This window comes from Thiomonas sp. OC7, from assembly GCF_900634595.1.
GTDB lineage: Bacteria > Pseudomonadota > Gammaproteobacteria > Burkholderiales > Burkholderiaceae_C > Thiomonas > Thiomonas arsenitoxydans.
Map to the genome: position 1 here is coordinate 3,754,679 of NZ_LR131953.1, position 26,809 is coordinate 3,781,487.

The 26,809-nt window shown below is 63.8% G+C and carries 26 protein-coding genes and 1 other RNA gene; 12 read left to right on the forward strand and 15 right to left on the reverse strand.

Annotated features, from left to right (window positions below; all coding sequences use genetic code 11):
- The first annotated feature begins 28 nt into the window (after nt 1-28).
- From guaA to BIO17B3_RS18185, 4 genes are read left to right on the forward strand one after another with little or no spacing between them, the layout of a single operon-like run.
- Nucleotides 29-1,627, forward strand: a complete 1,599-nt coding sequence (gene guaA, locus BIO17B3_RS18170; RefSeq protein WP_156055051.1) for a glutamine-hydrolyzing GMP synthase — start codon at nt 29-31, stop codon at nt 1,625-1,627.
- Nucleotides 1,628-1,633: 6 nt separating this feature from the next.
- Entirely contained in the window at nt 1,634-1,852 is a 219-nt protein-coding gene (locus tag BIO17B3_RS18175; RefSeq protein WP_013123369.1) for a hypothetical protein, read from the forward strand.
- A gap of 5 nt (nt 1,853-1,857) precedes the next feature.
- The gene (tadA, locus tag BIO17B3_RS18180) at nt 1,858-2,433 is read left to right on the forward strand and encodes a tRNA adenosine(34) deaminase TadA (RefSeq protein WP_156055052.1); all 576 of its coding nucleotides are present in this window, start codon (nt 1,858-1,860) and stop codon (nt 2,431-2,433) included.
- 42 nt (nt 2,434-2,475) lie between these two features.
- A complete protein-coding gene (locus tag BIO17B3_RS18185; protein WP_156055053.1) occupies nt 2,476-3,426 on the forward strand; it encodes an LD-carboxypeptidase in 951 nt (316 codons plus the stop codon).
- 63 nt (nt 3,427-3,489) lie between these two features.
- On the opposite strand, the gene BIO17B3_RS18190 is transcribed toward BIO17B3_RS18185, so the two are convergent.
- Genes BIO17B3_RS18190 through BIO17B3_RS18200 form a run of 3 tightly spaced genes read right to left on the reverse strand, consistent with a single transcriptional unit; the run spans nt 3,490 to nt 4,820 of the window.
- Nucleotides 3,490-3,780 (reverse strand): DUF3106 domain-containing protein, encoded by a 291-nt coding sequence (locus tag BIO17B3_RS18190; protein ID WP_156055055.1) that lies wholly within the window; start codon nt 3,778-3,780, stop codon nt 3,490-3,492.
- Entirely contained in the window at nt 3,764-4,204 is a 441-nt protein-coding gene (locus tag BIO17B3_RS18195; RefSeq protein ID WP_156055057.1) for an anti-sigma factor, read from the reverse strand. Before BIO17B3_RS18195 ends, BIO17B3_RS18190 begins: the two co-directional genes overlap by 17 nt.
- Nucleotides 4,205-4,226: 22 nt before the next feature.
- Nucleotides 4,227-4,820, reverse strand: a complete 594-nt coding sequence (locus BIO17B3_RS18200; protein WP_013106135.1) for an RNA polymerase sigma factor — start codon at nt 4,818-4,820, stop codon at nt 4,227-4,229.
- A 194-nt stretch (nt 4,821-5,014) separates the two neighbouring features.
- On the opposite strand from BIO17B3_RS18200, the gene dapC reads away from it, so the two are divergent.
- The 7 genes from dapC to BIO17B3_RS18235 all read left to right on the forward strand — a co-directional run bounded on the left by dapC (nt 5,015) and on the right by BIO17B3_RS18235 (nt 12,902).
- Nucleotides 5,015-6,226: a succinyldiaminopimelate transaminase gene (dapC, locus tag BIO17B3_RS18205; RefSeq protein ID WP_156055059.1), complete on the forward strand. Its 1,212-nt coding sequence runs from the start codon at nt 5,015-5,017 to the stop codon at nt 6,224-6,226.
- Nucleotides 6,223-7,044 (forward strand): 2,3,4,5-tetrahydropyridine-2,6-dicarboxylate N-succinyltransferase, encoded by an 822-nt coding sequence (dapD, locus tag BIO17B3_RS18210; RefSeq protein WP_013106133.1) that lies wholly within the window; start codon nt 6,223-6,225, stop codon nt 7,042-7,044. The genes dapC and dapD overlap by 4 nt, the downstream gene beginning before the upstream one ends.
- 45 nt (nt 7,045-7,089) lie before the next feature.
- Nucleotides 7,090-8,241 (forward strand): PilT/PilU family type 4a pilus ATPase, encoded by a 1,152-nt coding sequence (locus BIO17B3_RS18215; protein WP_041608979.1) that lies wholly within the window; start codon nt 7,090-7,092, stop codon nt 8,239-8,241.
- A 30-nt stretch (nt 8,242-8,271) separates the two neighbouring features.
- Complete coding sequence (dapE, locus tag BIO17B3_RS18220) at nt 8,272-9,420, forward strand: succinyl-diaminopimelate desuccinylase (RefSeq protein ID WP_156055060.1); 1,149 nt, start codon at nt 8,272-8,274, stop codon at nt 9,418-9,420.
- Nucleotides 9,417-10,367 (forward strand): 50S ribosomal protein L3 N(5)-glutamine methyltransferase, encoded by a 951-nt coding sequence (prmB, locus tag BIO17B3_RS18225; protein ID WP_156055062.1) that lies wholly within the window; start codon nt 9,417-9,419, stop codon nt 10,365-10,367. The genes dapE and prmB overlap by 4 nt, the downstream gene beginning before the upstream one ends.
- Entirely contained in the window at nt 10,364-12,313 is a 1,950-nt protein-coding gene (locus BIO17B3_RS18230; RefSeq protein ID WP_156055064.1) for an ABC-F family ATP-binding cassette domain-containing protein, read from the forward strand. The genes prmB and BIO17B3_RS18230 overlap by 4 nt, the downstream gene beginning before the upstream one ends.
- A gap of 196 nt (nt 12,314-12,509) precedes the next feature.
- Complete coding sequence (locus BIO17B3_RS18235) at nt 12,510-12,902, forward strand: DUF6858 family protein (RefSeq protein WP_013106127.1); 393 nt, start codon at nt 12,510-12,512, stop codon at nt 12,900-12,902.
- A gap of 79 nt (nt 12,903-12,981) precedes the next feature.
- Here the strand turns inward: BIO17B3_RS18235 and BIO17B3_RS18240 are convergent, their stop codons facing one another.
- From BIO17B3_RS18240 to BIO17B3_RS18295, 12 genes are all read right to left on the reverse strand, one after another.
- Entirely contained in the window at nt 12,982-14,334 is a 1,353-nt protein-coding gene (locus BIO17B3_RS18240) for an MATE family efflux transporter (protein WP_156055066.1), read from the reverse strand.
- A gap of 10 nt (nt 14,335-14,344) precedes the next feature.
- Nucleotides 14,345-16,042 carry a hypothetical protein gene (locus tag BIO17B3_RS18245; RefSeq protein WP_156055068.1) on the reverse strand — a complete coding sequence of 566 codons (1,698 nt, stop codon included), beginning with the start codon at nt 16,040-16,042 and terminating at the stop codon, nt 14,345-14,347.
- Nucleotides 16,043-16,173: 131 nt separating this feature from the next.
- On the reverse strand, nt 16,174-16,434 hold the full coding sequence (locus tag BIO17B3_RS18250; RefSeq protein WP_013106124.1) for a type B 50S ribosomal protein L31: 261 nt from the start codon (nt 16,432-16,434) through the stop codon (nt 16,174-16,176).
- Between the two features lie 140 nt (nt 16,435-16,574).
- On the reverse strand, nt 16,575-17,837 hold the full coding sequence (gene rho / locus BIO17B3_RS18255; protein ID WP_013106123.1) for a transcription termination factor Rho: 1,263 nt from the start codon (nt 17,835-17,837) through the stop codon (nt 16,575-16,577).
- A gap of 224 nt (nt 17,838-18,061) precedes the next feature.
- Entirely contained in the window at nt 18,062-18,391 is a 330-nt protein-coding gene (gene trxA / locus BIO17B3_RS18260; protein ID WP_013106122.1) for a thioredoxin TrxA, read from the reverse strand.
- Nucleotides 18,392-18,549: 158 nt separating this feature from the next.
- Nucleotides 18,550-18,648, reverse strand: an RNA gene (gene ffs, locus BIO17B3_RS18265) — signal recognition particle sRNA small type.
- Nucleotides 18,649-18,709: 61 nt separating this feature from the next.
- Nucleotides 18,710-19,765: a bifunctional UDP-4-keto-pentose/UDP-xylose synthase gene (locus tag BIO17B3_RS18270; protein WP_156055070.1), complete on the reverse strand. Its 1,056-nt coding sequence runs from the start codon at nt 19,763-19,765 to the stop codon at nt 18,710-18,712.
- Entirely contained in the window at nt 19,762-20,691 is a 930-nt protein-coding gene (locus BIO17B3_RS18275; RefSeq protein ID WP_156055071.1) for a formyltransferase, read from the reverse strand. Before BIO17B3_RS18275 ends, BIO17B3_RS18270 begins: the two co-directional genes overlap by 4 nt.
- Nucleotides 20,688-21,710 (reverse strand): glycosyltransferase, encoded by a 1,023-nt coding sequence (locus BIO17B3_RS18280; RefSeq protein WP_156055073.1) that lies wholly within the window; start codon nt 21,708-21,710, stop codon nt 20,688-20,690. The genes BIO17B3_RS18275 and BIO17B3_RS18280 overlap by 4 nt, the downstream gene beginning before the upstream one ends.
- Complete coding sequence (locus BIO17B3_RS18285) at nt 21,707-22,843, reverse strand: DegT/DnrJ/EryC1/StrS aminotransferase family protein (protein WP_156055075.1); 1,137 nt, start codon at nt 22,841-22,843, stop codon at nt 21,707-21,709. The genes BIO17B3_RS18280 and BIO17B3_RS18285 overlap by 4 nt, the downstream gene beginning before the upstream one ends.
- A gap of 10 nt (nt 22,844-22,853) precedes the next feature.
- Complete coding sequence (locus tag BIO17B3_RS18290; RefSeq protein WP_013123352.1) at nt 22,854-23,225, reverse strand: SMR family transporter; 372 nt, start codon at nt 23,223-23,225, stop codon at nt 22,854-22,856.
- On the reverse strand, nt 23,222-25,033 hold the full coding sequence (locus tag BIO17B3_RS18295; protein ID WP_156055077.1) for a glycosyltransferase family 39 protein: 1,812 nt from the start codon (nt 25,031-25,033) through the stop codon (nt 23,222-23,224). The genes BIO17B3_RS18290 and BIO17B3_RS18295 overlap by 4 nt, the downstream gene beginning before the upstream one ends.
- A 129-nt stretch (nt 25,034-25,162) precedes the next feature.
- On the opposite strand from BIO17B3_RS18295, the gene BIO17B3_RS18300 reads away from it, so the two are divergent.
- Nucleotides 25,163-26,794 carry an isovaleryl-CoA dehydrogenase gene (locus BIO17B3_RS18300; RefSeq protein ID WP_156055079.1) on the forward strand — a complete coding sequence of 544 codons (1,632 nt, stop codon included), beginning with the start codon at nt 25,163-25,165 and terminating at the stop codon, nt 26,792-26,794.
- Nucleotides 26,795-26,809: the final 15 nt, after the last annotated feature.

Below are 26,809 nucleotides of genomic sequence, written 5' to 3' on the forward strand. Positions count from 1 at the left end.
CGTCGGCTTCGCGCCGACGCTTGCTTTCATGCACGACAAAATTCTCATCCTCGACTTCGGCTCCCAGGTCACGCAGCTCATCGCCCGCCGCGTGCGCGAGGCGCAGGTGTACTGCGAAATTCACCCTTGCGATGTGAGCGATGCTTTCGTGCGCGAGTTCGCGCCCAAGGGCATCATTCTTTCGGGCAGCCACGGCAGCACTTACGAAGACCACGAACTGCGCGCGCCGCAAGCCGTGTGGGATTTGGGCGTGCCCGTGCTGGGCATTTGCTATGGCATGCAAACCATGGCGGCGCAACTGGGCGGCAAGGTGCAATGGAGCGACCACCGCGAGTTTGGTTATGCCGAAGTGCGCGCCCGCGGTCACACCCGGCTGTTCGACGGCATCCAAGATTTCAGTACGGCCGAAGGCCACGGCATGCTCAAAGTGTGGATGAGCCACGGCGACAAGGTGACCGATATGCCGCCGGGGTTCAAGCTCATGGCGTCCACGCCGAGTTGTGCCATCGCGGGCATGGCCGATGAGGCGCGCGGTTACTACGCCGTGCAGTTTCACCCCGAAGTCACCCACACCGTGCAGGGCAAGGCCATGCTCACACGTTTTGTGCGAGAGATCTGCGGCTGCCGTGGCGACTGGGTCATGGGCGATTACATCGCTGAAGCGGTGCAGAGCATTCGCGCGCAGGTCGGTGATGAGGAGGTCATCCTCGGTCTGTCGGGCGGAGTCGATTCTTCGGTGGCGGCAGCGCTGATTCACCGCGCCATCGGCGACCAGCTCACCTGCGTGTTCGTCGATCACGGCTTGCTGCGCCTGAACGAGGGCGACCTGGTGATGGACATGTTCGCGGGCAAGCTGCACGCCAAGGTGATTCGTGTGGACGCCAGCGAGCTGTTCCTGGGCCAGTTGGCGGGCGTGACCGATCCCGAGAAAAAACGAAAGATCATCGGCGGGCTGTTCGTCGATGTGTTCAAGGCTGAGGCGGCCAAGCTCAAAGGCGACGGCGCCAAGGGCGCGAAGTGGCTGGCGCAGGGCACCATCTACCCCGACGTGATCGAGTCGGGTGGCGCCAAGAGCAAGAAGGCCGTCACCATCAAGAGCCATCACAACGTGGGTGGCCTGCCCGAGCAACTCGGCCTGAAACTGCTGGAGCCCCTGCGCGAACTGTTCAAAGATGAAGTGCGCGAGCTGGGCGTGGCGCTGGGCCTGCCGCTCGACATGGTCTACCGCCACCCCTTCCCCGGCCCGGGGCTGGGCGTGCGCATTCTGGGCGAGGTGAAGAAGGAGTACGCCGACCTGCTGCGCCGGGCCGACGCCATCTTCATCGAAGAGTTGCGTTCGACCCTTGATCCAGATTCCGGCAAGAGCTGGTACGAGCTGACCAGCCAGGCCTTCACCGTGTTCCTGCCGGTCAAGAGCGTGGGTGTGATGGGTGATGGCCGCACCTACGACTATGTGGTCGCGCTGCGCGCGGTGCAGACCAGCGATTTCATGACCGCCGACTGGGCCGAGCTGCCCTATGCGCTGCTCAAAAAAGTGTCCAGCCGCATCATCAACGAGGTGCGCGGCATCAACCGCGTGACCTACGACGTGAGTTCCAAGCCGCCAGCGACCATCGAGTGGGAGTGAAGCCAGATGCGCCTGCTGTTCGGACTCATCGGTTTGCTGCTGACGCTGCTGATCATCGTCTGGCTGGTGCGCACCCAACTCACCGGACAGGTCGGGGTGGCGACGTCCCCGTCTGCTGCGGGTGCGCGTGGTGACGAAGGGCAGCCGGCGTCGGCCGCGCTCAAGCAATTCAAGCAATCGCTCGACAAGGCGCTGAAAGCGCGGCCAGCCAGCGTGCCCGAGTAAAGCCTATGACGCCGACGTTTGCCCCCGATCTCGAGGCTGACCGCGCGTTCATGCGTCTGGCGCTCGACCAGGCGCAGAATGCCTGGCTGCTGGGCGAAGTGCCGGTGGGCGCCGTGATCGTGAAGGACGGCAAGGTCATTGCCACAGGCTACAACCGGCCGATCGGCGACCACGACCCCACGGCTCACGCAGAAATCGTGGCGCTTCGGCAGGCGGCCCATCTGCTGGGCAACTACCGTTTGCCAGAGTGCACGCTATACGTCACGCTGGAGCCCTGTGCGATGTGCGCCATGGCTTTATTGCATGCACGCTTTGCTCGCGTGGTGTTTGGCGCGCGAGACCCCAAGACGGGAGCGGCCGGCAGTGTGGTGGATCTGTTTGCCGAGCCCCGTCTGAACCACCATTGCGACATCACCCCCCAGATCGAGCAAGAGGCTTGCAGCGCACTGCTCCAGGATTTTTTCCGGGCTCGTCGCAAGGAGCAAAAGCGGCCGGAGGGGGGTGTGAACGACATTGTACACGACGCCTGCCTCTCGGGCATCGAGGTGACCGAGCTGGATATCGAGCCGCCGCTTTGCTGATTTCTCGTCTTTTCTCATCCTCAACCCTTTGCGGCCTTGTTCATGCCAGATATCGAATCCGACCCCGACCTGAAACCACAACGCGGTTTGCTGCGCCTCGTCTCACCCGCGGGCGCCGTGCAGGAGCCGCCGCGTCTGGAGGTGGCCAAGGCCCATCTGCAAGCGTTGGGCTTTCGCGTACAGGCCGGTGCGCAAGTCGTGGCGCGCGTACAGCGCTTTGCCGGGACCGATGCGCAGCGTCTGCGCGCGCTCCACGATGCGGCGCGCAGCAAGGCCGATGTGGTGATGATGACCCGCGGGGGTTATGGCCTGAGCCGTCTGCTGCAGGCCATCGACTATGAGCTGCTGGCGGAAGCTATCAAAGGGCGCAAGCAGATGTGGGTCGGGCACAGCGACTTCACCGCCCTGCAACTGGCCTTGCTCGCAAAAACGGGCGCGGTCACGTTCAGCGGGCCGATGGCCTCTTACGACTTTGGCGACAAGAAGCCCGATGACATCACGGTAGACAGCTTTTTGGATGCGGCCGACGGCACCCTGGAAGCGGTGGGTTTTGCCTGCGACGATGCGCCGCGCGGTCTTGACGTCGAGGGCGTGCTTTGGGGCGGCAATCTGGCCATGGTGACCAGCCTGATCGGCACGCCGTACCTCCCTCGCGCCAAAGGGCTGCTGTTTCTGGAGGATGTGAACGAACATCCCTATAGCGTCGAGCGCATGTTCAGCCAGCTGCTGCATGCCGGTGTAGCCCAGCGCCAGAAGGCGGTGTTGCTCGGGCAGTTCACAGCCTACAAACTCAGTGCCCACGATGCCGGCTACGACCTCAACGCCGCGGTGGACTGGCTGCGCGCGCAGCTCAAACCGCATGGCGTGCCCGTGCTGACCGGGTTGCCGTTCGGTCATGTGCGCACCAAGCTGACCTTGCCCCACGGGGTTCGCACGCATGTGCTGCGCGACGGACAGGAAGTCTTTCTGTTTTTCCCGCACGCCCAACACTGATTCTGACTCAACGCAGCGAATAGCTGCGGGTGGTTCAAGGACGGCGGGTTATTCAAACTCGCTTTATTGGCGCCGCTGCTGGTACTCGCGCCGCAGCCGCTCCTGCTCGCTGGGCGGAAGGCGCTTGAAGCGCTCTTGCTCCTGCAGAATGCGCTCGCGCTGCTGTGGCGGCATGCGCTCCCACTGCTGGTATGCGCCTTGGCCATCGCGCTGATTTGCAGAGGCCGTCGGCGCCATCATCATCACTCCAAACGCAGAGATGGCGATGGCCGCCGCGGTGAGTCTTGCCTTGCGTAGTTGGGCGCGAAATTGGGCGCGCGATTGGGTCGAATGGCACTCAAGCCGGATTGCCATTTTGCAGCCCTTGTTGCAGCATTTGCGGGTGGTTGGAAAGCCACTGATAAAACTCGATGTTCTGAACCGCGTCAGCCACCTGCGGGCTGAGTGACTGGGAGTCAAATCCACCCGGATAAGCCCCGTTGCTGCCTGCGAGGTGCGGCACGCTGATGAACACCGCCAAGGCCAGCGAAGCGGTGGCCATGCCTGCGGCAAACACCCGGGGCCAGCGCACGGTGCGAGAAGATCGGCGCGGCAGACGTGCAGCAAGCTGGGGCAGGGGCGCTAGAAGGTGGCTCAGCTGTTGGCCGAACTGCAACTCTTGCTGGCACTGCGGGCAATTTTTCAGATGAGCTTCGATATGCGCCGCCTGTTCAGCCGACGCCAGACCACTGCGATAGTGGTCGATCTGAGCGGAAGTGAGATGGTTGCGGGTCGTCATGATGTCACCTGATTCAGGCAGTTCAAACTTTAGCGGGATGGTCGGATTCAAGCAATTCCCTCAAGCGGGTGAGCGCGCGCATGTGGTGCGTTTTGACGCTGCCTTCACTGACTTTCATCGCCGCCGCCGTGTCCACGATGGACAAACCTTCCATTTCGCGCAGCAGAAACGCCTCGCGCTGCCGCGGGCTCAGGGCGGAAATGGCATCGGCAATGCGTCCGGCAAGCTGGCCGTTGGCGACTTCCTGCTCCGGGCCGAGGGCGGTGTCGGCAATCTGCTCCCAGCTGGGCGGTTGATCCTCTTCTTCGTCGCTGGAGAAGAAAAAATCGAAAATCTTCTCCACCTTGCGCCGACGGTGCATGTCGGTGATGCGGTTGCGCAGAATGCTGTAGAACAGCGGCGCCCATTCCTCAGCTGGCCGCAGCTTGTAGTTGCTCACCAGTTTGAGCAGGCTGTCCTGCACCACATCGGCAGCCAGCGCAGCGTCGCGCAATTCGATTAGCGCCATGCGGGTGGCGCGCACGCGCACCTCGGCGCAAAAGCGGTTGAGCGCGACCGAATCGTGTTGCGAGGTGTCGATCACGAGCGCTGGGGAGAGGGCGTAAGCATGATCCATAGCATAGTGGGCCGGTTCTGGCGGTGGGTTTCGGTCGAAAACGGGGTCTTAGCCTCTGTAACGCCGTTCCGGGTGCCGTGATGACAGCGGATCCGCTCGCCAGACTGAAAATTTCTGTGACACCGCCCGGTTTGCGCCTGCGCAGGGCTCCGTAGAATGGCAGCGCCTTTCGCCATCCCGTCCCAGCGCTTGCCGTGAACCCTCGCCTCGACCTGCTTCAGCCTTATCCGTTTGAAAAACTGCGCGCGCTCCACCAGGGAGTGACGGCGCCCGCGCAGTGGTCTGCGATCAGCCTGGGCATAGGCGAACCCAAGCATCCCACCCCGACCTTTATTCGCGACGCCCTGGCCGCCCATCTCGATGGCCTGGCGGTCTATCCGAGTACGGCCGGCACGGTGGAACTGCGGGAGGCGTGCGCGCAATGGGCGAGCCGGCGCTACGGTGTGCCGCTGAACGGGCAGACGCAGGTGCTGCCGATCAACGGATCGCGGGAGGCGCTGTTCGCCATCGCGCAGACTGTGGTGGACGCGAGCCGGGCCGGGGCCACGGTGGTTTGTCCCAATCCGTTCTATCAAATTTATGAAGGCGCTGCGTTGCTCGCTGGCGCGCAGCCGTGTTTCGCCGCGGTGGATGCGCAGCGCAATTTCGCGGTCGATTGGGCGGCAGTGCCCGAGGCGGTGTGGCAGCGCACGCAGTTGCTCTACGTTTGCTCGCCGGGCAATCCCACAGGCGCGGTCATGCCCCTGGAGGAGTGGAAGTTGCTGTTCGAGTTGTCCGACCGGCACGGTTTTGTCATTGCCAGCGACGAGTGCTATTCAGAAATCTGGTTCGGCGCGCAGCCTCCGCTGGGCGGACTGGAAGCCGCATGGCAACTCGGGCGGACGGACTTTCGCAACCTGCTGTTTTTCACCTCGCTTTCCAAGCGCTCGAACGTGCCCGGTCTGCGCTCCGGCTTTGTCGCGGGCGATGCCAAGCTGATCGCGGCCTTCACCCGCTATCGCACCTACCACGGCAGCGCGATGGGGCCGGCTGTGCAGGCCGCAAGTGCCGCGGCCTGGAACGATGAAACGCATGTCGAGCACAACCGCGCGCTGTACCGCGAAAAATTCGCCGCCGTGCTGCCGATTTTGCAGCCGGTACTCGACGTGCAATTGCCCGATGCCGGGTTCTACCTCTGGGCGGCTACGCCGGGCGATGATGCGCAGTTTTCCCGCGGGCTGCTCGAAAAATACAATGTCACCGTTTTGCCGGGCAGCTATCTGGCGCGGGAGCAGGGCGGCGTCAATCCGGGGCGTGGTCGTATTCGTATGGCGCTGGTGGCCCCGCTGGAAGAATGCGTCGAAGCCGCCCGCCGTATTGCCGCCTATTGTTCTGAACCGATCCACTCACAAAGACCCTCACCATGACGCAACAACTGCAGACCCTTATCGACCAGGCCTGGGAAAACCGCACCGAATACAGCCCGGCCAATGCCCCGGCGGAACTGCGCGAGGCGGTCAGCCATGTGATCGACCAACTCAACGTGGGCAAACTGCGGGTGGCCGAGCGCGTGGGTGGCGAGTGGGTGACGCACCAGTGGCTGAAAAAGGCCGTGCTGCTGAGCTTCCGTCTGCACGACAACGTGGCCATGCAGGCCGGCGATCTGCACTTTTTCGACAAGGTGCAGACCAAGTTTCACAACCTCGACGAAGCGCAGATGCGCGCCACCGGGGTGCGCGTGGTGCCGCCGGCCGTGGCCCGGCATGGCTCTTACATCGCGCCCAATGTGGTGCTCATGCCGTCGTATGTGAACATCGGCGCTTATGTGGACGAGGGCACGATGGTCGATACCTGGGCCACCGTGGGCTCTTGCGCGCAGATCGGCAAGAACGTGCATCTGTCCGGCGGCGTGGGCATCGGCGGCGTACTCGAGCCCATCCAGGCCAACCCGACCATCATCGGCGACAACTGCTTCATCGGCGCACGCTCGGAGGTAGTGGAGGGTGTGATCGTCGAAGACAACTGTGTCATTTCGATGGGCGTTTACATCGGTAAATCGACCAAGATTTACGACCGCGCCACTGGCGAAGTGAGCTATGGCCGCATTCCCGAGGGTTCAGTGGTGGTCAGCGGCAACCTGCCCAGCAGCGATGGCAAATACAGCTTGTACTGCGCCGTGATCGTCAAACGGGTGGATGCGCAGACGCGCTCCAAAACCAGCATCAACGAACTGCTGCGGACCTGAGCGCAGCCTGCGCGAATCTGCAGTTTCAAACAACTAGGGGGGTGTATGTCGGCAATGGAGCGCTTGTTCAAGCTGATGGCGGAGAAGAAAGCCTCCGACATCTACATCAGTCCGCATGCTCCCATCCTCATCCGCATCAATGGTCATGCGGTGGCAGTGAACCGGCAGGTTCTCACTCCAGAGGAGCCCTTCCGGCTACTGGCTGAAGCCGTGGGGCATGAGCGGGCCGCGGAGGTCACCCGCACCGGCGAACTCAACTTAGGGTTGCCGCGGCCGGGGCTGGGGAGCTTTCGCATCAGCGCGTTCCGCCAGCGCGGCAGCGTGGCGATGGTGGTGCGCTACATCCCCGGAGAAATTCCCGCGCTGGAATCGCTGAATCTGCCCGGCGTGCTGGCCGATCTGGTGATGGAAAAGCACGGCCTGCTGCTCATGGTGGGCTCGACCGGCGCTGGCAAGAGCACCACGCTGGCAGCGATGATCGACTATCGCAATGCCAACAAAACCGGGCACATTCTCACCCTTGAAGAACCGATCGAATATCTGTTCTCCAATCGCAAGTCGATCGTCAATCAGCGCGAAGTGGGCATCGACACCGAGTCTTTGGCGGTGGGCCTGAAAAACGCGCTGCGGCAGGCGCCCGACTGCATCATGATTGGCGAAATCCGCGATCAGGCCACGATGAGTGCCGCCCTGCAGTACTCGCTCTCGGGCCATCTCTGCCTGGCCACACTGCACGCCAACAACAGCTATCAGGCGCTCAATCGCATTGTGGGTTTCTATCCCATGGATCAGCGTGCCGCGTTGTTCAACGACATGGCTTCGGGCCTGCGGGGCATTGTGTCGCAACGGCTCCTGCGGGCGACCGCCGGAGGGCTGACGCCCGCTGTGGAAATCATGCTCAACACCCAGCTCGTGCGCGAGTTGATCGAGAAGGGCGACTTTTCCGGTGTCAAGGAAGCGATGGAAAAGTCCATGGCTGAAGGCTCGCAGACCTTCGAGCAGGCGCTGGCCACCATGGTGATCGACGGCGTGGTCAGCCGCGAAGAAGCCCTGGCCTACGCCGATTCGCCGACCAATCTGCTCTGGCGTCTGGAGAACGACTCGACGCTGCGCAAGCAGGCGGCGCCCGCCGAGGCAATCGAGGACGATACGCCCTCATTCACTGAAATCACCCTCGACCTGGACTCGCCGCGCTGAAGGCAAGGCCGGGCGCTCCCCATTTGTCGCATGTCTCCCACTCAATCCCTGGTCCATGACCTGATTTCCCGCCATTCCATCACTCCGCAAGACGAAGGTTGTCAGCAGGTGCTGCGCGACCGTTTGCAAGCGCTGGGCTTTGTCTGCGAAACGGTGGAAAGCGGCCCGCCCGATTTCCGCGTGACCAATCTTTGGGCGCTGCGCCCGGGTTCGAAGGCGGATGCCGCCGTGCTCGTGTTTGCCGGCCATACCGACGTCGTGCCCACCGGGCCGCTGGATCAGTGGCAAAGCCCGCCGTTCACCCCGACGGTGCGCGATGGCAAGCTGTATGGCCGCGGAGCCGCCGACATGAAAACCTCGCTGGCCGCCATGGTGGTGGCGGTGGAGGAGTTTCTGGCGGCGCATCCCCAACCGAGCCATGCGATCGCCTTTTTGCTCACCAGTGACGAGGAAGGCCCGGCGCGCGATGGCACGGTCAAGGTGTGCGAGCTGCTGGCGGCGCGCGGCCAGCGTCTGGACTGGTGCATCGTGGGCGAGCCTACCTCCACAGCGAAGCTGGGCGACGTGATCAAGAACGGGCGGCGCGGTTCGCTCTCTGGTCGGCTCACGGTGCGTGGCGTGCAGGGGCATATCGCCTATCCGCATCTGGCGAAAAACCCCATTCATCTCGCCGCGCCCGCCCTGGCTGAATTGGCGGCCCTCACCTGGGATGCAGGCAACGCCTACTTCCCGCCGACTTCCTGGCAGATGTCCAATATTCATGCGGGTACCGGGGCGACCAATGTCATTCCGGGCGAACTGGTGGTGGATTTCAACTTTCGCTTTTCCACCGAGTCCACGCCCGATCAGCTCAAGCAGCGCGTCCACGCCACCCTCGACCGCCACGCGCTGAACTACACGCTCGACTGGACGCTGGGCGGCGAACCCTTCCTGACAGCGCCCGGCGCGCTCTCCGCCGCGCTGCAATCGGCCATTCACGCCGAGACCGGCATCGCGGCCGAGCTGTCCACCACCGGGGGCACCTCCGACGGCCGGTTCATCGCCAAGATCTGCCCGCAAGTCGTCGAGTTCGGGCCGGTGAACGCCAGCATTCACAAGATCGACGAATGGGTCGAAGTAGACGCCATCGACCCGCTCAAAAATATCTATCGCCGCACCCTCGAGGCCTTGGTGGCATGACGCCGCCAGAGCAACGAACGGGGGCGATTTCAGCCGCTCGCACCTTGGGCACAGCCTGGGCGTTGGCGGCTCAGGCGCTGCAAGCCGCTGATCTCGACTACGGACACGGCTGCGCCGGCGCAGAAGACGAGGCCGCCTGGCTGGCGCTGCACGCCGCGGGCTTGCCTGCGAGCGAGGCTGGTGATTTTGCTACTTACGCCCATCAATCCCTGACCGCGCAGCAGGCGCTTCAGATCGAGACGGTGACGGCGCAACGCATCGCCACCCGACAGCCCCTGGCCTATCTGCTGGGCGAGGCGTGGCTGGTGGGCTTGCGCTTCGTGGTCGATCCGCGCGTCATCGTGCCGCGATCTTTCATTGCCGAATTGCTTGATGAAGGCGCGCTCGATCCCTGGCTGACTGAACCGCCTCACCGCGTGCTCGATATGTGCACCGGCTCTGGTTGCCTGGCCATTCTGGCCGCGCTCGTCTGGAACGATGCGCAGGTGGACGCCGTCGATCTTTCTGCCGACGCGCTGGCCGTGGCCGAGATCAACCGCGAGGCCTACGCCCTGCAGCACCGGCTGCGGCTCATCGCCTCCGACCTCTGGGCCTCGCTCGCTGCGGCGCCGTCGCAGGCCTACGACTTGGTGCTGTGCAACCCGCCGTATGTGCCGGCCGCCAGCATGCGGGCCCTGCCCGAGGAATATCGCCATGAGCCGGAGATGGCGCTGGCGGGCGGTGCGGACGGCATGGATCTGGTGCGACGTTTTCTGCACGACGCGCCCGCGCACCTTTCAGCGCGGGGCATCGTGGTGCTGGAAGTCGGCAACGAGCGCGCGGCTTTCGAGGCCGCGTTTCCCACGCTACCCGCGATCTGGCTGGAGACCGAACTGCATGCTGAAGGCGTGTGCGTGCTGACGGCGGACGATTTGCGGCTCGCCTTCGAGCCCGGAGCGGGAGCATGATCCGGCTCACCGACATCGTTCTGCGCCGTGGCATTCAGGTGGTGCTCGATCACGCCAGCCTGACCCTGCACCCCGGCGACAAGGTCGGCCTGGTGGGAGTGAACGGGGCGGGGAAAACGTCTTTGTTCGCCTTGCTGCTCGGCGGCCTGCATGAAGATGCGGGCAAGTTGGAAAAGCCGGCGAACTGGCGCCTGGCCACGGTGGCACAAGACGTTCCCGACTCCGACGGCACCGCGACCGATTTCGTGCTGCAAGGCGATGTGGCCCTGCAAGCCGCGCAGCAGGCGCTGCAGGCCGCCATGGCCGCGCCCGAACATGACGAAGCCTCGGGTCATGCGCTGGCCGAAGCGCAGCATGCGTTTGAGCTGGCCGACGGCTATACCGCCCGCGCCCGCGCCGAAGCCTTGCTGCTCGGCCTGGGGTTCAGCGTGGCCGAGTTGCGCAAGCCGGTGATGCATTTCTCCGGCGGCTGGCGCATGCGGCTGGCCTTGGCGCAGGCGCTTTTCGCGCCCAGCGACTGCCTGCTGCTCGACGAGCCGACCAATCACCTCGATCTCGACGCCCTGGTCTGGCTGGAGCAATGGCTGGCGCGCTATCCCGGTCTGCTGCTGGTCATTTCGCACGACCGCGAATTTCTCGACGCGGTGTGCCGCGTCACCGTGCATCTCGACGGCGGCAAGCTCACCCGCTACGGCGGCAATTACACCCTGTTCGAAGAGCAGCGCGCCGAAAAACTCATGCAGCAGCAAGCGGCGTTTACCCGCCAGCAGCAAGACATCGCGCGGTTGACGCGCTTTGTCGAACGCTTCCGCGCCAAAGCGACCAAGGCGCGGCAGGCGCAGAGCCGCATGAAAGCGCTCGAGCGCATGGAGCGGCTGGCGCCGGTCTATCTGAGCGGGGCGCTGCGCATCGAACTGCTGGAGCCGTTGAGCCTGCCGCAGCAATTGCTCACCTTGAGCGAGGCTGACTGTGGCTACAGCGATCCGCCGGTGTTGCGCTCGGTGGCGCGCGACATCACCGGTGGGCTGCGCATCGGCATTCTGGGGGCGAACGGGCAGGGCAAGTCCACGCTGGTGAAAACGCTGGCCGGGGTGTTACCCCTGCGGGCCGGGCACCGCCGAGAAGGCAAAGGGTTGGTGATCGGCTACTTCGCGCAGCAGGAAGTGGATGTGCTGCGGCTGGATGAGTCGCCCCTGCAGCACATGCAGCGACTGGCGCGCGACATCGCCCCCAACACCTCGGAGCAGGAATGGCGTAACTGGCTCGGACGCTATCAGTTCGACGGCGACATGATGACCCGCGCCTGCGGCAGCTTTTCCGGCGGCGAAAAAGCGCGGCTGGCGCTGGCCCTGGTGATCTGGCGCAAACCCAATCTGCTGCTGCTCGACGAGCCGACCAACCACCTCGATCTCCCCACCCGCGAGGCGCTCGCCATGGCCTTGCAGTACTTCGCGGGCACCGTGCTGCTGGTGTCGCACGACCGGGCCTTGCTGCGCGCCACCTGCGACGCTTTCTGGCTGGTGGCCGACGGTCAGGTTCGAGATTTCGACGGCAGTCTCGACGACTATCAGCAATGGGCGCTCTCGCGCACCGCGCAGCGGCAAAGCGCGGCGCAAGACAAGCCGAAGCCGCCCGGCACCGCCGCAGACGAACCCTTGCCCGCCGCCGACCGCAAAGAAGCGCGCCGCCAGCAGGCCGAGCAGCGGCAGCAGCGCGCGCAACAGCTCAAGCCGGTCAAGGCCGAGTTCACTCGGGTCGAACAAGAGCTGCGTCAGCTCGAAGCCGAGCGCACCGCTATCGAGGCCGCGCTGGCGCATCCGGATACGCCAGCCGCCGAACGGGTGGAGCAGGGTCGACGGCATCACGCCCTGGCCGAGCGCATTGGCGCGCTGGAAGAGCGCTGGCTCGAACTGGGCGAACAGCTGGAGTCTTTGCAATCGGTTTGAGAGCCCCCAGACCTGTCGCTTTCGCGCCAGGCCCCCCGAGGAGGATGAGAAAACTTGGGACGGCCCTACGTTTTCTCATGAGCGCCCGCCGCGAAATTTGATCCATGCTGATATGCGAACGTTTCTATCCGAGTAAATTACTCGGTTGTTCATTCACCTCAGCGCCGACCTGTCTGCGCGCCATCCCGGAGTACCCATGAAACAAACCCTGCTGCAAGAAAAATATCCCGTTTACGTTGCCGAAGTTTCCAAATCCGAAACGCGTTACACCACGGTCGATGAAGTGGTGGCGTATTTCAAGGAAAAGATCGCGGCCAACCCCAAGGTGAAATTCATCGCCGTGTTCGACCATTTCGAACACACCACCAACATCGGCGGCACCATTGCGCCGGAGATCAAGGCCGCAGCCGAAGTGATTTTCTGCTTCGGCATCGCGCTGCCCAACCCCATGGTGCTGGCGGTGCGTCCCCGTTCCATCGGCATTGCCGATATGGGCGACAAGTTTGTAGTCACCTTCCTCGAGGCGCCGATGGCTCCTGCCAACGAAGCCATGGAAGCCTGGACCAAGGGCCTGCACAACAAAGACTGATGTCAGCTCCGGCCCTTTCAGCCTGACCAAGGCGCCGCGCGACTGCGAAGTCCGCGGCGTTTTTTTGTGTGCCGAAAAACTACCCTGGAGCCCTGCGAGCAGCGCGCCACAACAGCACGGCAAAGCAGCTTGCCGCGATCGCCAGTCCGGTGGTGTTGCCCATCCAGAATCCGGCGGCGCCTTGCAGCGCGGGCGGGGTGATGCCCAGCGTGTTGAATCCCAGCAGATAGCCGCCCCCCAGGCCGACCCCCCATAGCGACAGCGCGTACAACATACTGGGCAGCAGAGCGATGTGGTACGAGCGCAGGATGAAGGCGCTGGTGGACTGCACCGCGTCGAACACCTGATAGAGCGCGATGAACAGGAACAGGTGATAGGCCACGGCCTGCACCTGCGGGTCGGAGGTGTACCAGCCGATGATGCGCCCACGTTCCAGCCAGACGACCAGACCGATGATGACGGAGAGCAGCGCAGCAGCCCCCACGCCGCTCCAGGCCGTGTGCCGCGCGGCCCGGGTATGGCCGGCGCCCAGATGCTGGGCCACTACCGAGCCCGTAGCGATGGAAATGGACAGCGGCAACATATAGAGCACGGTGGCGAAGTTGGCGGTGATCTGGTGGGCCGCCAGCACGGTGTCTCCCAGCCGGGCGATGAACAGCGCCATGAAGGTGAAGGCCGACACTTCGACCAGCAGGCTCAAGCCGATCGGCCCGCCCAGACGCAGCAAATGCGCTTGCGCCTTCCAGTCCGGCCACTCCCACCGCGAGAGCGCGGCATAGGGGCGCAGCGCGGCGCTGTAGCGGTGCTGCAGCAGCGCCACGGCAAGCAGCCCATATTGAGTCAGCACGGTAGCGGCGGCGCAGCCCTGCGCACCCAGCGGCGTCATGCCATGCAGGTCAAATTGCCCGGGCAGTAGAAACACGGCATTGAGCAACAGCTTGACGCCCAGGCCCCCGATCTGCAGCGCGGCGGTGAGCAAGGGGCGCGAAATGGCCTGGCTGAGCGCGGCGTGCACCCGAAAGGCGAGAGCCGCCGGCAGGCCGAGAGCGAGAATCGCCAGATAGCGATCAACCGTCGCATCGCGCGCCTGCCCGGTCAACGCCAGCAGTGGCTGCGGCCAGAGCAGCACCGCGATGCCTAGAACGCAAAGACCTCCGGCCAGCCAGAGTCCCTGGCGGAAACTGGCCCCCACCGCGCCGGGCTGACCCGCCCCGAATCCGCGCCCGAGCGTGGGCAAGAGGGATTGGGTGACGCCGGAGAGCGAGACGAATAAGGTGATGTAAATTGCCTGCCCGATGGACAGAGTGGCCAGACTGGCCGTGGAGGCGAAGTGCCCCAGCATCACCGTATCGGCCACACCGAAGCCGATGACGGCAAGCTGGCCAATGAGCACACTCACCGCCAGTCGCAACAGATTGCGCAGAGGACGCATGGGAAACGGCTCAGGGGCGTGAAGGCGCGAGACGTTGGTACAGATAGAGCGTGCCGCCGCGATCCCCCGGACGGCCGCCGCGCCAGATCAGACGCCACTGCGACGCAGGCAGCGGCGCGCGGGCGCCTAGCGCATAGGTGCATTGCGCCGTTCGCGAGGCGGAGAAATCGAGTCGGCTCCAGTAGCCGATCAGCGCCTGCGTGGTCAGATCGATGGCCACAGGCTGCAGGCAGGGCGAGCCGACCTGCATCGACAGCGCGCTGGCGCTCTGCACTGCATGCGCGACCTCGCGCCCCACGTTGCGGTAGGTGCTCGCATAGTTCAGAACTGGCATCCACAAGCTGCCCACCAGCACCCAGGCGAGGGTCACGCCGCTGGCCGACAACACCATGCCCTTCCACAAGGGGTGACGGTGGCGGCCGGTACGCCAAACAACCACTGCACCCCAGGCCAGAGTGGCGAACAGCGAGATCGCCAGGGCGACTGGGTCGAGACTGAATTGAAAGCCCGGCGCCAGCCGTGCAATATTGGCGGCCGGCTTGGCCGGCCAGCCGATAAACATGGCCAGCCACATGACCCAGACCACCAAGGCCAGCAGGCTGTAGAACAGCACGGCAAACCAGTCGATCGCTGCCAGGCCCGCGCGGCGCAACACCGGCAGCGCGAATCCCGACAGAATGGCCAGGGGCGGCAGGGCCAACAGAAAAACCTTGTCGTTGTTGCCCAGCGCCAGTGCGCTCAGCAAGGCCAGGGCTGCAAGAGCCCAGGCGGGCCGCAGATGCCAGGCCATCAGGGACTCACGCCAGCGCCACAAACCCCACGCGGCCAGCGGCCAGGCCGGCCAGGTGAACCACAGCCCGATGCGAAAGAAGTTGGCCAGAGTATCCAGATCAGGCCATTTGCCTCGCAGCATCCACCCCATCTGCGATTCGGCCCACAGCGCTGACAACACACCGATCGCCAACGCCAGCATGAGTGCCCAGTTGGCGCGGCGCAGACTGCCCCACAGCACGAGACCGAGCGTGAAACTCAGCAGCAGGGCAAACCATCCCGCCGCCGTCAGCGCCAGACACAGCAAGCCCGTGGCGATCAGACTGGCCGATTTCCAGGGTTTTCGCGGCAGCAGTGATACCCCCAGCAAAACGCCGCTCACCGCGGCGAGTTGCACGACCTGGGTCGAGGCTTCGTGACCGCGCCCCAACAGGCCCAGCGTGGCCAGCAAGGTGAGCAGCACCCCATCGGCAATGGCGCGGGCATAGTCGTTGGGAGCGATGGGCGGACCAAACGCGGGCCGCACCGGTTGAGCGTCGTCGTGGCGGGCGAAGTGAAAGGCGGCGTACCACGTCAGGCTCATGCTCGCCGCTAATGCCAGCATGAACGGCAGCCGCGACGCGAGCACCGGCCCCAGCCAGGAACCCAGGAGTTGTATCGATCCCGCCCCCAGCCAGTGGGCCAGCCAGCCGCCACTGACCGCCTGCCCGTAAAGCGTGGGATGAAACCAGGACGTGAGACCCTGCGCCATCTGCCACATCACCGCAAAACTCAGGCCATCCGTGCGCCAGGGATCGCGACCGATGAATCCCGGAAGAAGGTAGGCCGCACACAGAATCAAAAGCAGCGGCCGCGACAGTTTGCCCACCGCACCGGGCTGCAGCGAGGGGCGCACCGGCGGTCTGCGGGTCTGTCCGTGAGAAAACGGCGAGCTCATGGCGAGTGCGATGGCGGATGAGAAGGGCGGATGCGTGGGAAACAACAACGGGCAGCCAGGCTGCCCGTTGTGCGGTGAAACTCAGGGGTTGCTGTGTACAACCCCGTGGCGCGAAAGGCGCGCGATGCGCCTCAGGCCTTGCCCGCGGCCTTGGCGAACTTCTGGCGGAACTTCTCGACGCGGCCGCCCAGCGTATCGATGCTCTTTTGTTGACCGGTATAGAACGGATGCGATTCGGCGCTGGTTTCCACCTTGTACAGGGGAACCTCACGGCCGTCGTCGAGCTTGATGGTTTCGCGGGTCTGCGCGGTGGACGAGATGAGAATCTGCGAACCAGTGGACAGGTCGAGGAAGCAGACTTCGCGGTACTGGGGGTGGATTCCTGATTTCATGGGGGTTCCTTGGGTAACGATCTTGACGATCAAACGCTAGCCGCCGACGCCTGGGCTTGTTGCAAACGAGCGCTGCATACGGCTGTTGCAAACTGTCGGTACTTGGCAAAACGCAACATTGTCGCAGATTTTTCGGGCGATCAACCGCCTCGGCGCATCAGATCGAAGAATTCGGCGTTGTTCTTGGTCTGCTTCATCTTGTCGAGCAGAAATTCCATCGCCTGAATCTCGTCCATGGGATAGAGCAGCTTGCGCAGAATCCAGGCTTTTTGCAGGATTTCGGGCTTGAGCAGCAGTTCCTCGCGGCGTGTGCCCGAGCGGTTGATGAGCATGGCGGGATAAACGCGCTTCTCCGACAGACGGCGATCCAGATGGATTTCCATATTGCCGGTGCCCTTGAATTCTTCGTAGATCACTTCGTCCATGCGGCTGCCGGTATCGACCAGCGCGGTGCCGATGATGGTCAGCGATCCACCCTCTTCGATATTGCGTGCCGCGCCAAAAAAGCGCTTGGGGCGTTGCAGGGCGTTGGCATCGACCCCGCCGGTCAAAATCTTGCCGGAGGTTGGAATGACGGTGTTGTAAGCCCGCGCCAAGCGAGTGATGGAGTCGAGCAGAATGACCACATCTTTTTTCAGTTCTACCAGACGCTTGGCCTTTTCGATCACCATTTCGGCGACCTGCACGTGCCGCACGGCGGGCTCGTCGAAAGTGGAACTGACCACTTCTCCCCGCACCGAGCGCTGCATTTCAGTCACTTCTTCCGGGCGCTCGTCGATCAACAGCACGATGAGCACCACTTCAGGATGATTGTTGGTGATGGCATGCGCAAGCGCCTGCAGCATCACGGTCTTGCCGCTTTTGGGCGGGGCGACCAGCAGGCCGCGCTGCCCCTTGCCGATCGGGGCCACGATGTCGATCACACGGCCGATGATGTTCTCTTCCCCCTTGATGTCGCGCTCCAGACGCATGTGCTCCGTGGGGAACAGCGGCGTGAGGTTCTCGAACATGATCTTGTTCTTGTTCTCCTCCGGGGTCACGCCGTTGACGCGGTCGACCTTCACCAAGGCAAAGTAACGCTCGCCATCCTTGGGTACACGCACCTCGCCCTCGATGGAGTCGCCAGTGTGCAGATTGAAGCGGCGGATCTGGCTGGGCGAGATGTAGATGTCGTCGGGTGACGCCATATAGCTCGACTCGGGCGCCCGCAGAAAGCCGAAGCCGTCTGGCAGAACTTCAAGGCAGCCGTCGCCGAACACCTGCTCGCCAGTGCGCGCGTGCTTTTTGAGGATGGCAAACATCAGTTCCTGCTTGCGCAGGCGGCTGGCGTTTTCAATCTCGAACGACTGCGCCATTTCAAGCAGCTTGGAGACGTGCGTCGCTTTGAGTTCGGACAGATGCATGATGAAAAACTCGGGAAGGGGAGGCTGCGCAATATCCGTCGTCAGACGGTGCGTGCATCAGAGCAGCACGCGCAAGCAGCTAAAAGAATCGTGAGGGAATGTGGGCCGTGCCAAGGGTGCACGGCGGGGTGTCACGGCGATTGAATTGCCTGGCGCGGCGGTTCAACCTGACTGTTGCGCGGTGCGACGCTTGAGGATTGCGAACTGCACCGCGCGATAAAAAATTATAGATGGGCGTCGACGAAAGCCGTCAATTGGGACTTGGAGGCAGCGCCCACTTTGTTGCCAGCCAGTTCGCCGTTCTTGAACAGCAGCAGGGTGGGAATGCCACGAATGCCGAACTTGGCGGGGATGCTGCGGTTCTCGTCCACATTGACCTTCATGATGGCGAGCTTGCCCTGGTATTCGCTGGCCATCTCGTCGAGCGTGGGCGCAATCATGCGGCAAGGCCCGCACCACTCGGCCCAGAAGTCCACGAGAACGGGAACGCCGGACTTCAGCACGTCTTGCTCGAAATCGGCGTCATTGGTGTGTTTGATCAGTTCGCTAGCCATGGTCACCTCGATAGAAAGATTTGATGGGGATTTTGACACAAGTTGCCGCTGTGGCGCTGAACGCGTGTGGTGGTTACGGAATCAGCGCTGCGACAAAAAGCCTTTGGGTTGCCGATGAACAAGCGCGCATCAGACGCAGCGGGCAGGCAGAGTGTTGGGATGACGAGCCGTTCCCCCGGCACTCACGGTAAACGGCTGTGGCTGCTCCGTTCCCGACCTGACCAAGTTCACCGCGCCGCGATGCGGGGCGGCCCGTCAATTGACATTGTAGGGGTAATCGCAGGGCCATTACTGCAGCGCGTGTGGCGGGGGGCTGAGTCAATCGCCCGTTTCTTCCATCAACGCCCGCGCCTGGGCGATTTGGCCGCGATAGGCCTCGAAAATCTTGCGCAGTGCGGTCTGCATGTCGGCCTTGGGCGCCCAGTCGAGGTCGCGCATGGTGTTGGTGATTTTGGGCACGCGGTTCTGCACGTCCTGATAACCCGCGCCGTAATACGCGCCCGAGCTGGTTTCCACCACCTTCACGTCTTTGGCCGATTCGGCGTATTCGGGCATGTCGGCAGCCAGGCGCAGCATCATGTCGGCGAGTTCGCGCACCGAATGATTGTTGGCCGGATTGCCGATGTTGTAGATCTGGCCGCTGGCCACGCCGTTCTTGTTTTCGATGATTTTCATCAGCGCGTCGATGCCGTCGTCAATGTCGGTAAAGGCGCGTTTCTGGTGACCGCCATCGACCAGGCTGATGGTTTCGCCGCGCACGATATGGCCCAGGAACTGGGTGACGACGCGGGAGCTGCCTTCCTTCGCCGAAAAAATATTGTCCAGTCCGGCGCCAATCCAGTTGAACGGGCGGAACAGGGTGTAGTTCAGGCCGTCCTGCTGGCCGTAACCGGCAATGACGCGATCCATCAACTGCTTGGAGCAGGCGTAGATCCAGCGCGGTTTGTTGATCGGGCCGTAGACCAGCGGCGAGTTCTCCGGGTCGAATTCAGCATCTCCGCTCATGCCGTACACCTCGGAGGTAGACGGGAACACCAGATGCTTCTTGTGCTTCACGGCCGCGCGCACGATGGGCAGATTGGCCTCGAAGTCGAGCTCGAAAACCCGCAGCGGCGCCTTCACATAAGTCGCCGGCGTGGCGATGGCCACCAAGGGCAGGATCACGTCGCATTTGCGCACGTGGTACTCGATCCACTCCTTGTTGATGGTGATGTCGCCTTCGAAAAATTTGAAGCGCTTGTTGGCGGTGAGGTCTTCCACGCGGTCGGCGTTCATGTCCATGCCGTACACCTGCCAGTCGGTGGTGGCGAGGATGCGCATGGAGAGATGATGACCGATGAAACCGTTGACGCCGAGGATGAGGACTTTTTTCATGATTGCTGTGTTGCGAGTTCCGAAATTTGTAGATCGTTCAGGGGAATGCCAGGTTGGCCGGCATCCCATAGTTCGATGATGTGAAGTGCGCCGCCATCGCCGGTTCGGGCCAATAGTTGCCCCTCTGCGATATGCAGGCCGACCGTACTTTTGTCGGCGATTCGCGCACGCAGTGATGGTGATGCGATGCGGGCGCGCGCCACGATGAAACGCCGGCCCAGGTGATTGAAAAATGCGCCGGGGTAGGGCGGGGCCACGGCGCGGATGAGGTTGTAAACCGATTGCGCTGACTGGTTCCAGTCGATGCGACCGTCTTCGGGCTTGCGACCGCCGAAATAACTGCCGACGGACAGATCGTTGCGGCGACGCGGCACTTCCCCGCGCATCAACTGCGGCAGGACGTTCCACAGCGCGATTTCGGCGGCCACGGTGAGCTTGTCGAACACCTCCTTGGCGGTGTCGTCAGGCAGGATGGGTACGGCCTGCTGCGCGACGATATCGCCCGCATCCGGCTTGGCTTCCATCAGATGCAGCGTGGCGCCGGTCTCGGTTTCGCCGTGCAGCACGGCCCAGTTCACCGGAACTCGCCCGCGGTATTTGGGCAGCAGCGAGCCATGCATATTGAGCGCGGCGATTTTTGCGGCGGCCAGCAACCGCGCGGGCAGCATGCGGCGGAAGTAGAAGGAAAACAGAAAGTCGGGCGAAAGCGCCGCGACCCGGTCGATCAGCGCCGCGTCAACTACGTCGTCCACATAGACCACGGGAATGCCGGCCTCTGCCGCCACGTCGGCCACGCGATCGAACCACAGGGTTTCGGTCGGGCTGTCCGGGTGGGTGACGACCAGTTGCACCTGCACACCCCGCGCGAGCAGCGTTTTGAGGCAGCGCACGCCGACGTTGTGATAAGCGAAGACGACGGCGTTCACGGCAGCGGGGCGGGGGTTTGTTGCGCGGCGTTGGCCGCCTGCGCGATATGCGGCACGAACACGCCGGGCTCGGGGGGCAGATCCTGCAACACGGCCTGAACGAGATAACGCGGACGTCCGCGCACCTGCTCATAAATGCGGCCGATGTATTCCCCCAGCAGGCCGATGCTGAACAGCACCACGCCGAGCAGGAAGAAGGTGATGGCGAACAGGGTGAAGACCCCCTGTACCTGCGAACCTTCGACGAAGCGCTGCACCATGAGGTAGAGAAACAGCGCGCCCGAGGCGAGCGACAGCAAGATGCCGGAGTAAGACATGAGCTGCAGCGGCACCAGAGAAAATCCGGTGACCAGATCGAAGTTCAGGCGGATGAGCTTGAACAGTGAGTATTTGGACTCGCCCGCCTGCCGCTCTTCGTGCGCCACTTCGATTTCGGTGGGTTTGAGCGCGAAGGTGTAGGCCAGCGCGGGCACGAAGGTGTTGGACTCGGTGCAGCGGTTGACGGTATCGACCACGTCGCGGCCATAGGCGCGCAACATGCAGCCCTGGTCGGTCATGCGCACGCTGGTGATTTTTTCGCGCGTCCAGTTCATCGCGCGGCTGGCATAGCGGCGAAACCGGCTGTCCTGGCGCATGCGGCGAATGGTGCCGACATAGTCGTAGCCCTCGCGCATTTTGGCGACGAGCTTGCCGATCTCTTCGGGCGGGTTCTGCAGGTCGGCGTCGAGGGTGACGACGATGGGTGCGCGGGTGTGCTCGAAACCCGCGAGGATGGCCATGTGCTGACCATAGTTGCCGTTGAACAGCACCACGCGGGTGACATCCGGGCGCAGACGTTGCTGCGCAGCCAGCAGCGCGGCCGAGCGGTCGCGGCTGCCGTCGTTGACGAACAGAATTTCGTAGGGCTCGTTCAGCGCATCGAGAGCGGGGTAGAGGCGGGAGAACAACGCGGCGAGTCCGGCCTCTTCGTTGTAGACGGGAACGACCACCGAAACGGCGGGGTGAGCATGCAGAGTCATAGGCCGAATTGTCGCAGCACGGCGTCGAGGGCGTCAGTTACCCGGGTCACATCGCTGTCTTGCATGCCGGGAAAAAGCGGCAGGGTGAGAATGGAAGCGCCCACGGTTTCGGCGTGTGGAAAGTCGCCGGGTTTGAAGCCGCGCTCGCGGTAAAGGCTGAACAGGTGGATGGGCGGATAGTGCACGCCGGTAGTGATGCCGCGGTCTTTGAGCGCCTGCATCAGGGCGGCGCGTTGCACTTGCGGCGGCGGCACGATCTGGAACATATGCCAGTTGCTCTGGATGAAATCACGCGGCGGCAGTTGCACGCCCCTGGCCTCGACGCCCAGCGCATCGAACGCGGCGAAATAGCGCTGCGCCAGATCTCGGCGGCGGGCGTTGAAGCGTTCGATGTGCTGCAACTGTCCCCAGCCCACGCGCGCGGCCACATCGGTGAGATTGGACTTGCCGCCCACTACATCGACGTCCATGCCGTCCAGGCCGCTGCGCTGCACACCTTGCAGGCGCAGGCGGCGGGCCAGATCGACGTCGGCGTCGGCGGGAAGCACCAGACAGCCGCCCTCGATGGAGGTGATGTTTTTGTTCGGATGAAAGCTGAAAGAGGCAAAGTCGCCAAAGCTGCCGATGCGCTGGTGTTTCCACAGACTGCCGATGGCCTGAGCCGCGTCTTCGATGACGCGCAGACCGTGGCGGGCGGCGATGTCATAGATCGCATCCAGGTCGGCGGGCAAGCCGGCGAGGTGAACGGGCAGGATCGCCCGGGTGCGCGCCGTGATGGCCGCTTCGATGCGGTTGGCGTCGATATTGCGGGTGGCGGGATCGATGTCGACAAACACGGGCGTGGCGCCCACCGCCAGGACCACATTGCTCGTCGCCACCCAGGACAGCGGCGTGGTGATGACTTCATCGCCCGGGCCGACGCCCAGCAGCCTGAGCGCGATCTCCATGGTGACGGTGCCGGAGGAATAGGCGAGTACCGGGCGTCCGCCGAAGTAATCGGACAGCGCCTGCTCGAAGCGAGCGCACCAGGGGCCTGTGGTGATCCACCCCGAACGCAGCACTTCGACGACACCGGCAATGGTGTCTTCGTCGATTTCCGGGCGGGTGAAGGGAAGAATGTCTTGCGGATTCATACAGGTGAATTCAGGCTCGGGCGACGATGATGACACCCACGATGATGACGGCAATGCCGACGAGTTTCTGCGCGGTGAGCGCTTCGCCAAACAGCCACCACGCGGCAAAGGCGGTCACCACATAGCCGAGCGACAGCATGGGATAGGCGATGGAGACCTGCACCCGGGTGAGCGCCAGGATCCACACTACGACGGAGACCGCGTAGAACGTCAACCCCAGCAGAATCTGCCATTGCAGGGCGAAGTGCAGTCCGGCGTGCCAGATATTGCTTGCGGTGAAGCTGAAGCGTCCCACGGTTTCGGCCCCCGATTTGATGAGCAACTGCGCCGCCGCGTTGAGCAGCACGCCGGTGAGCACCAGGCCAAAGGCGACCGCGCTCATCGCTGGGCTCCGGCGTCAGCTTGCGGGGAAACCAGCGACGGCCCTGCGTTCCAGTCCGCCGGCAGCCGCGCCGCTGCCGCTTGGGCGGCCGCGCCGTAGTCTTGCCCCGGTTTGGCGATGACGACGAAGCGCGGGGCGCGGTAGATCACCGTCATCGGCATATGCAGCGCCTGCAGCGCGGGCAGGGTGGACGGCGACATCAGCGCCAGAGGCTGCTTGTCCTCGTTCCAGCGCCGGGCGAAATCGGCGTAGGTCGGCACCCACAGACCGGGCTGCTGCGTAATGCCGAAATGCAGCTCGCCCTGATACTCGACCAAGGTGACGGTGCGGTCGAGGTAGAAGGGCAAGGTCTGGTCATAAGTGCCCACGGCGTAGAACGGCTGACCCGGCAGAATCCAGGGCCGGATGGCGTGGACCACATCCTTGGTCGATGCGGTGCGGCCCAGAATCTGGAACTGCTGGATGCCCAGCGAGAACCCCAGCGTCATCGCCACGCTGACCAGCAGCACGGCCGCAGTGCGCCGGCCCTGCGCCTCCCAGCGCCAAGCCACAAGCCCGCTGATCAGCGCTAGCGCTGCGGTGCCTTCGAGCCACCAGCCGAACTGCTGATACAGCGCGCCGGGCGTGGTGGCGTTGCCCAATCGGTGCAACTGCGTGAAGCCGATCACCGCCGCCAGCCCGAGCAGCGCCAGCAGAGCAAACTGCCAGCGCAGCACTCTGGGCCGCGCTTGGTCGAGATAGTCGCCGATCAATAGTGCAATGGCCGGGAAGATGGGCAGGATGTAAGACGGCAGCTTGGATTTGGAAATGCTGAAAAACACAAAAATGAATACCGCCCAAATCACCAGCATGCCTTGTGCATGCAGGGTGCGCCCCTGTGCGCTGCCAAATGCCGCACCGCGCAGCGCGGGCCGCGCCGCGCCGCGCCAGAGGGCGGGAACAAGACTGCCCAGCCAGGGCAGCACGCCCAGGATCAGGATGGGAAAGAAGTACCACCACGGACCGGGACGTTTGAGTTCGCTGGTGAGAAATCGGGTGAACTGCTGATAGATGAAAAAGTAGTCGAAAAACTCGGGATTACGCGCTTGCACCCAGACGAACCATGGCGCGGCGATGGCCAGAAAAATGAGCAGACCGCTGATGATATATAGCCGCGTCCACAGCTTCCAGTCGCGGTAAATCAGGGTGTAGAGCACCAGCGCGGCGCCGGGCAGCAGAATGCCGATCAGTCCCTTGGACAGCACGGCAAGCGCCATGAAGGCCCAGGTGGCCCACATCCACCAACGGGTCTGGGCGCGACTGGCGCCTGGCCGCTGCGCCAGCAGAAAGGCCATCAGACTCGCGGACATGGTGGCTGCGGTGCCCATGTCCAGCGTGTTGATGTGGCTCATCGCGTTCCAGTAAAACATGCTCGCCAGCACGCCTGCGGCAAACACCCCGGTGCGCCGGTTGAACAGCCGTGTTCCGGCCCAGCCGGTGAACAGCACCGTGAGCAGGCCGGTGAGCCCTGTCCACAGACGCGCCTGCCATTCGCCGAAGCCGAACACTTCATAAGTCACCGCAGTCGCCCAGTATTGCAGCGGCGGTTTTTCGAAGTATTTGAAACCGTCGAGCCGGGGCGTGACCCAGTCGCCCGTCACCACCATTTCCCGCGGAATTTCGGCGTAGCGGCCTTCGTCCGTCGGAACCAGATCGCGCCAGCCCAGCGTACCCAGCCAAAGAACGACGAGGGCGGCAAACAGCAGCCAGGTCAGGCCGCGGCCGGGGCCGGTGTCTGAATCGGAAAAGTCTTGTGTGGATTGCGACATGGAGCAAGCGTGTTCTGTGCAAGGCTGGGAGCCTGGCGGATAGCCGAGCATGGTAACGGGCTGTTCCTTGCACGCCACTGAGGGTCGGTGCTGCAATGCAGAGCACACGAAACTGAACCGGAGACTCTCATGACCTGGCCCACCCATGATGTGACCAATCAAGCCCCGCCCTTGCAGGATTACAACCTGTTCACCGCCGATCCCGCGCTGCGCGAGGCGCTCGCCCGTGCTGGCGGCGGCTGGGCGGAGGAGCAACTCACGCGGCAGGGCGCGGAGCTTGGCGCCGCCGCCAGCTACGAGCAGGGGCGACTGGCCAACCAGAACACGCCGGTTCTGCACGCTTTCGATGCCAGGGGCTTTCGCCGCGACCAGATCGAGTTTCACCCGGCCTGGCATGCGCTGATGAGCGACATCGCCCGGCGCGGCCTGCACACCGGCCCTTGGGCGCAACCGCGGCCGGGCGCGCATGTGGCGCGGGCGGCGGGCTTCATTCTGCAAACGCAGATCGAAGCCGGGTCGATGTGTCCCACCACCATGACCTACGGCGCGATTCCCGCGATGTCGCGCGACGCCCTGCTGGCGCGCGACTGGCTGCCCACGCTGATGCGCCCGGAATACGACCCGCGCGATCTGCCTCTGGCGCAAAAACGCGGCGGCCTGATCGGTATGGGCATGACCGAAAAGCAGGGCGGCTCCGACTTGCGCAGCAACACCACCCGCGCCGAACCCGACGGCGCGGGCGGCTACCGCCTGACCGGGCACAAGTGGTTTTTTTCCGCGCCGCAATGCGATGCCCATCTCGTGCTGGCGCAGACCGCGGGCGGCCTGAGCTGCTTTTTCGTGCCCCGCTGGGCGCCGGACGGCAGCAAGAACCCGGTGCTGATCCAGCGGCTCAAAGACAAGTTGGGCAACCGTTCCAACGCCTCATCCGAAGTGGAATTTCAGGGGGCTTGGGGGCATCTGCTCGGCGAAGAAGGGCGCGGCGTGCCGACCATTCTGGAAATGGGCACCTATACCCGGCTGGATTGCGTGCTCGGCACCACCGGGCTGATGCGCCAGGCGCTGAGCCAGGCGGTGCACTACGCGCGGCACCGCCAGGCATTCGGCGCCGCGCTGATCGATCAGCCGCTGATGCGCAATGTGCTGGCCGACATGGCGCTGGAGGTCGAGGCTGCCATCGCGCTAGCTCTGCGGCTGGCGCAGGCCTTCGACTCGCAGCACGACGAGGCGCAGTCGCTGCTGCGGCGCCTGCTCACGCCGGCGGGCAAGTTTCGCATCTGCAAACGCGGCGCCGAACTCGCCGCCGAGGCGATGGAGGTGCTGGGCGGCAACGGCTATGTCGAAGAGGATGTGCAGGCGCGCATCTACCGCGAGATGCCGGTGAATTCCATCTGGGAAGGATCGGGCAATGTGATGTGTCTGGACGTGCTGCGCGCCCTGGGCAAAAATCCGCGCACCGCCGATGCCCTGATGGCTGAACTCGCCCAGGCGCAGGGGCGCAACGCCCATTTCGACGCGCACCTGCAGCGCTTCTCGGCGGCTCTGCAAGATACCGACGCGCAGCAATCGCGCGCCCGGGCGCTGACCCACGACCTCGTGCTGGCCGTGCAGGCCGCTTTGCTGCTGCGTCACGCGCCAGAGCCGATCGCCCAGGCTTTCTGCGCATCCCGGCTCGGGGGTGAGTGGGGTGGGGGCTTCGGCACCTTGAGTAAGGCGACGGATTTCGATCTGCTGCTCAGTCGGGCGCTGCAATCGGCGTGAGCAGAGCTCTCAAGA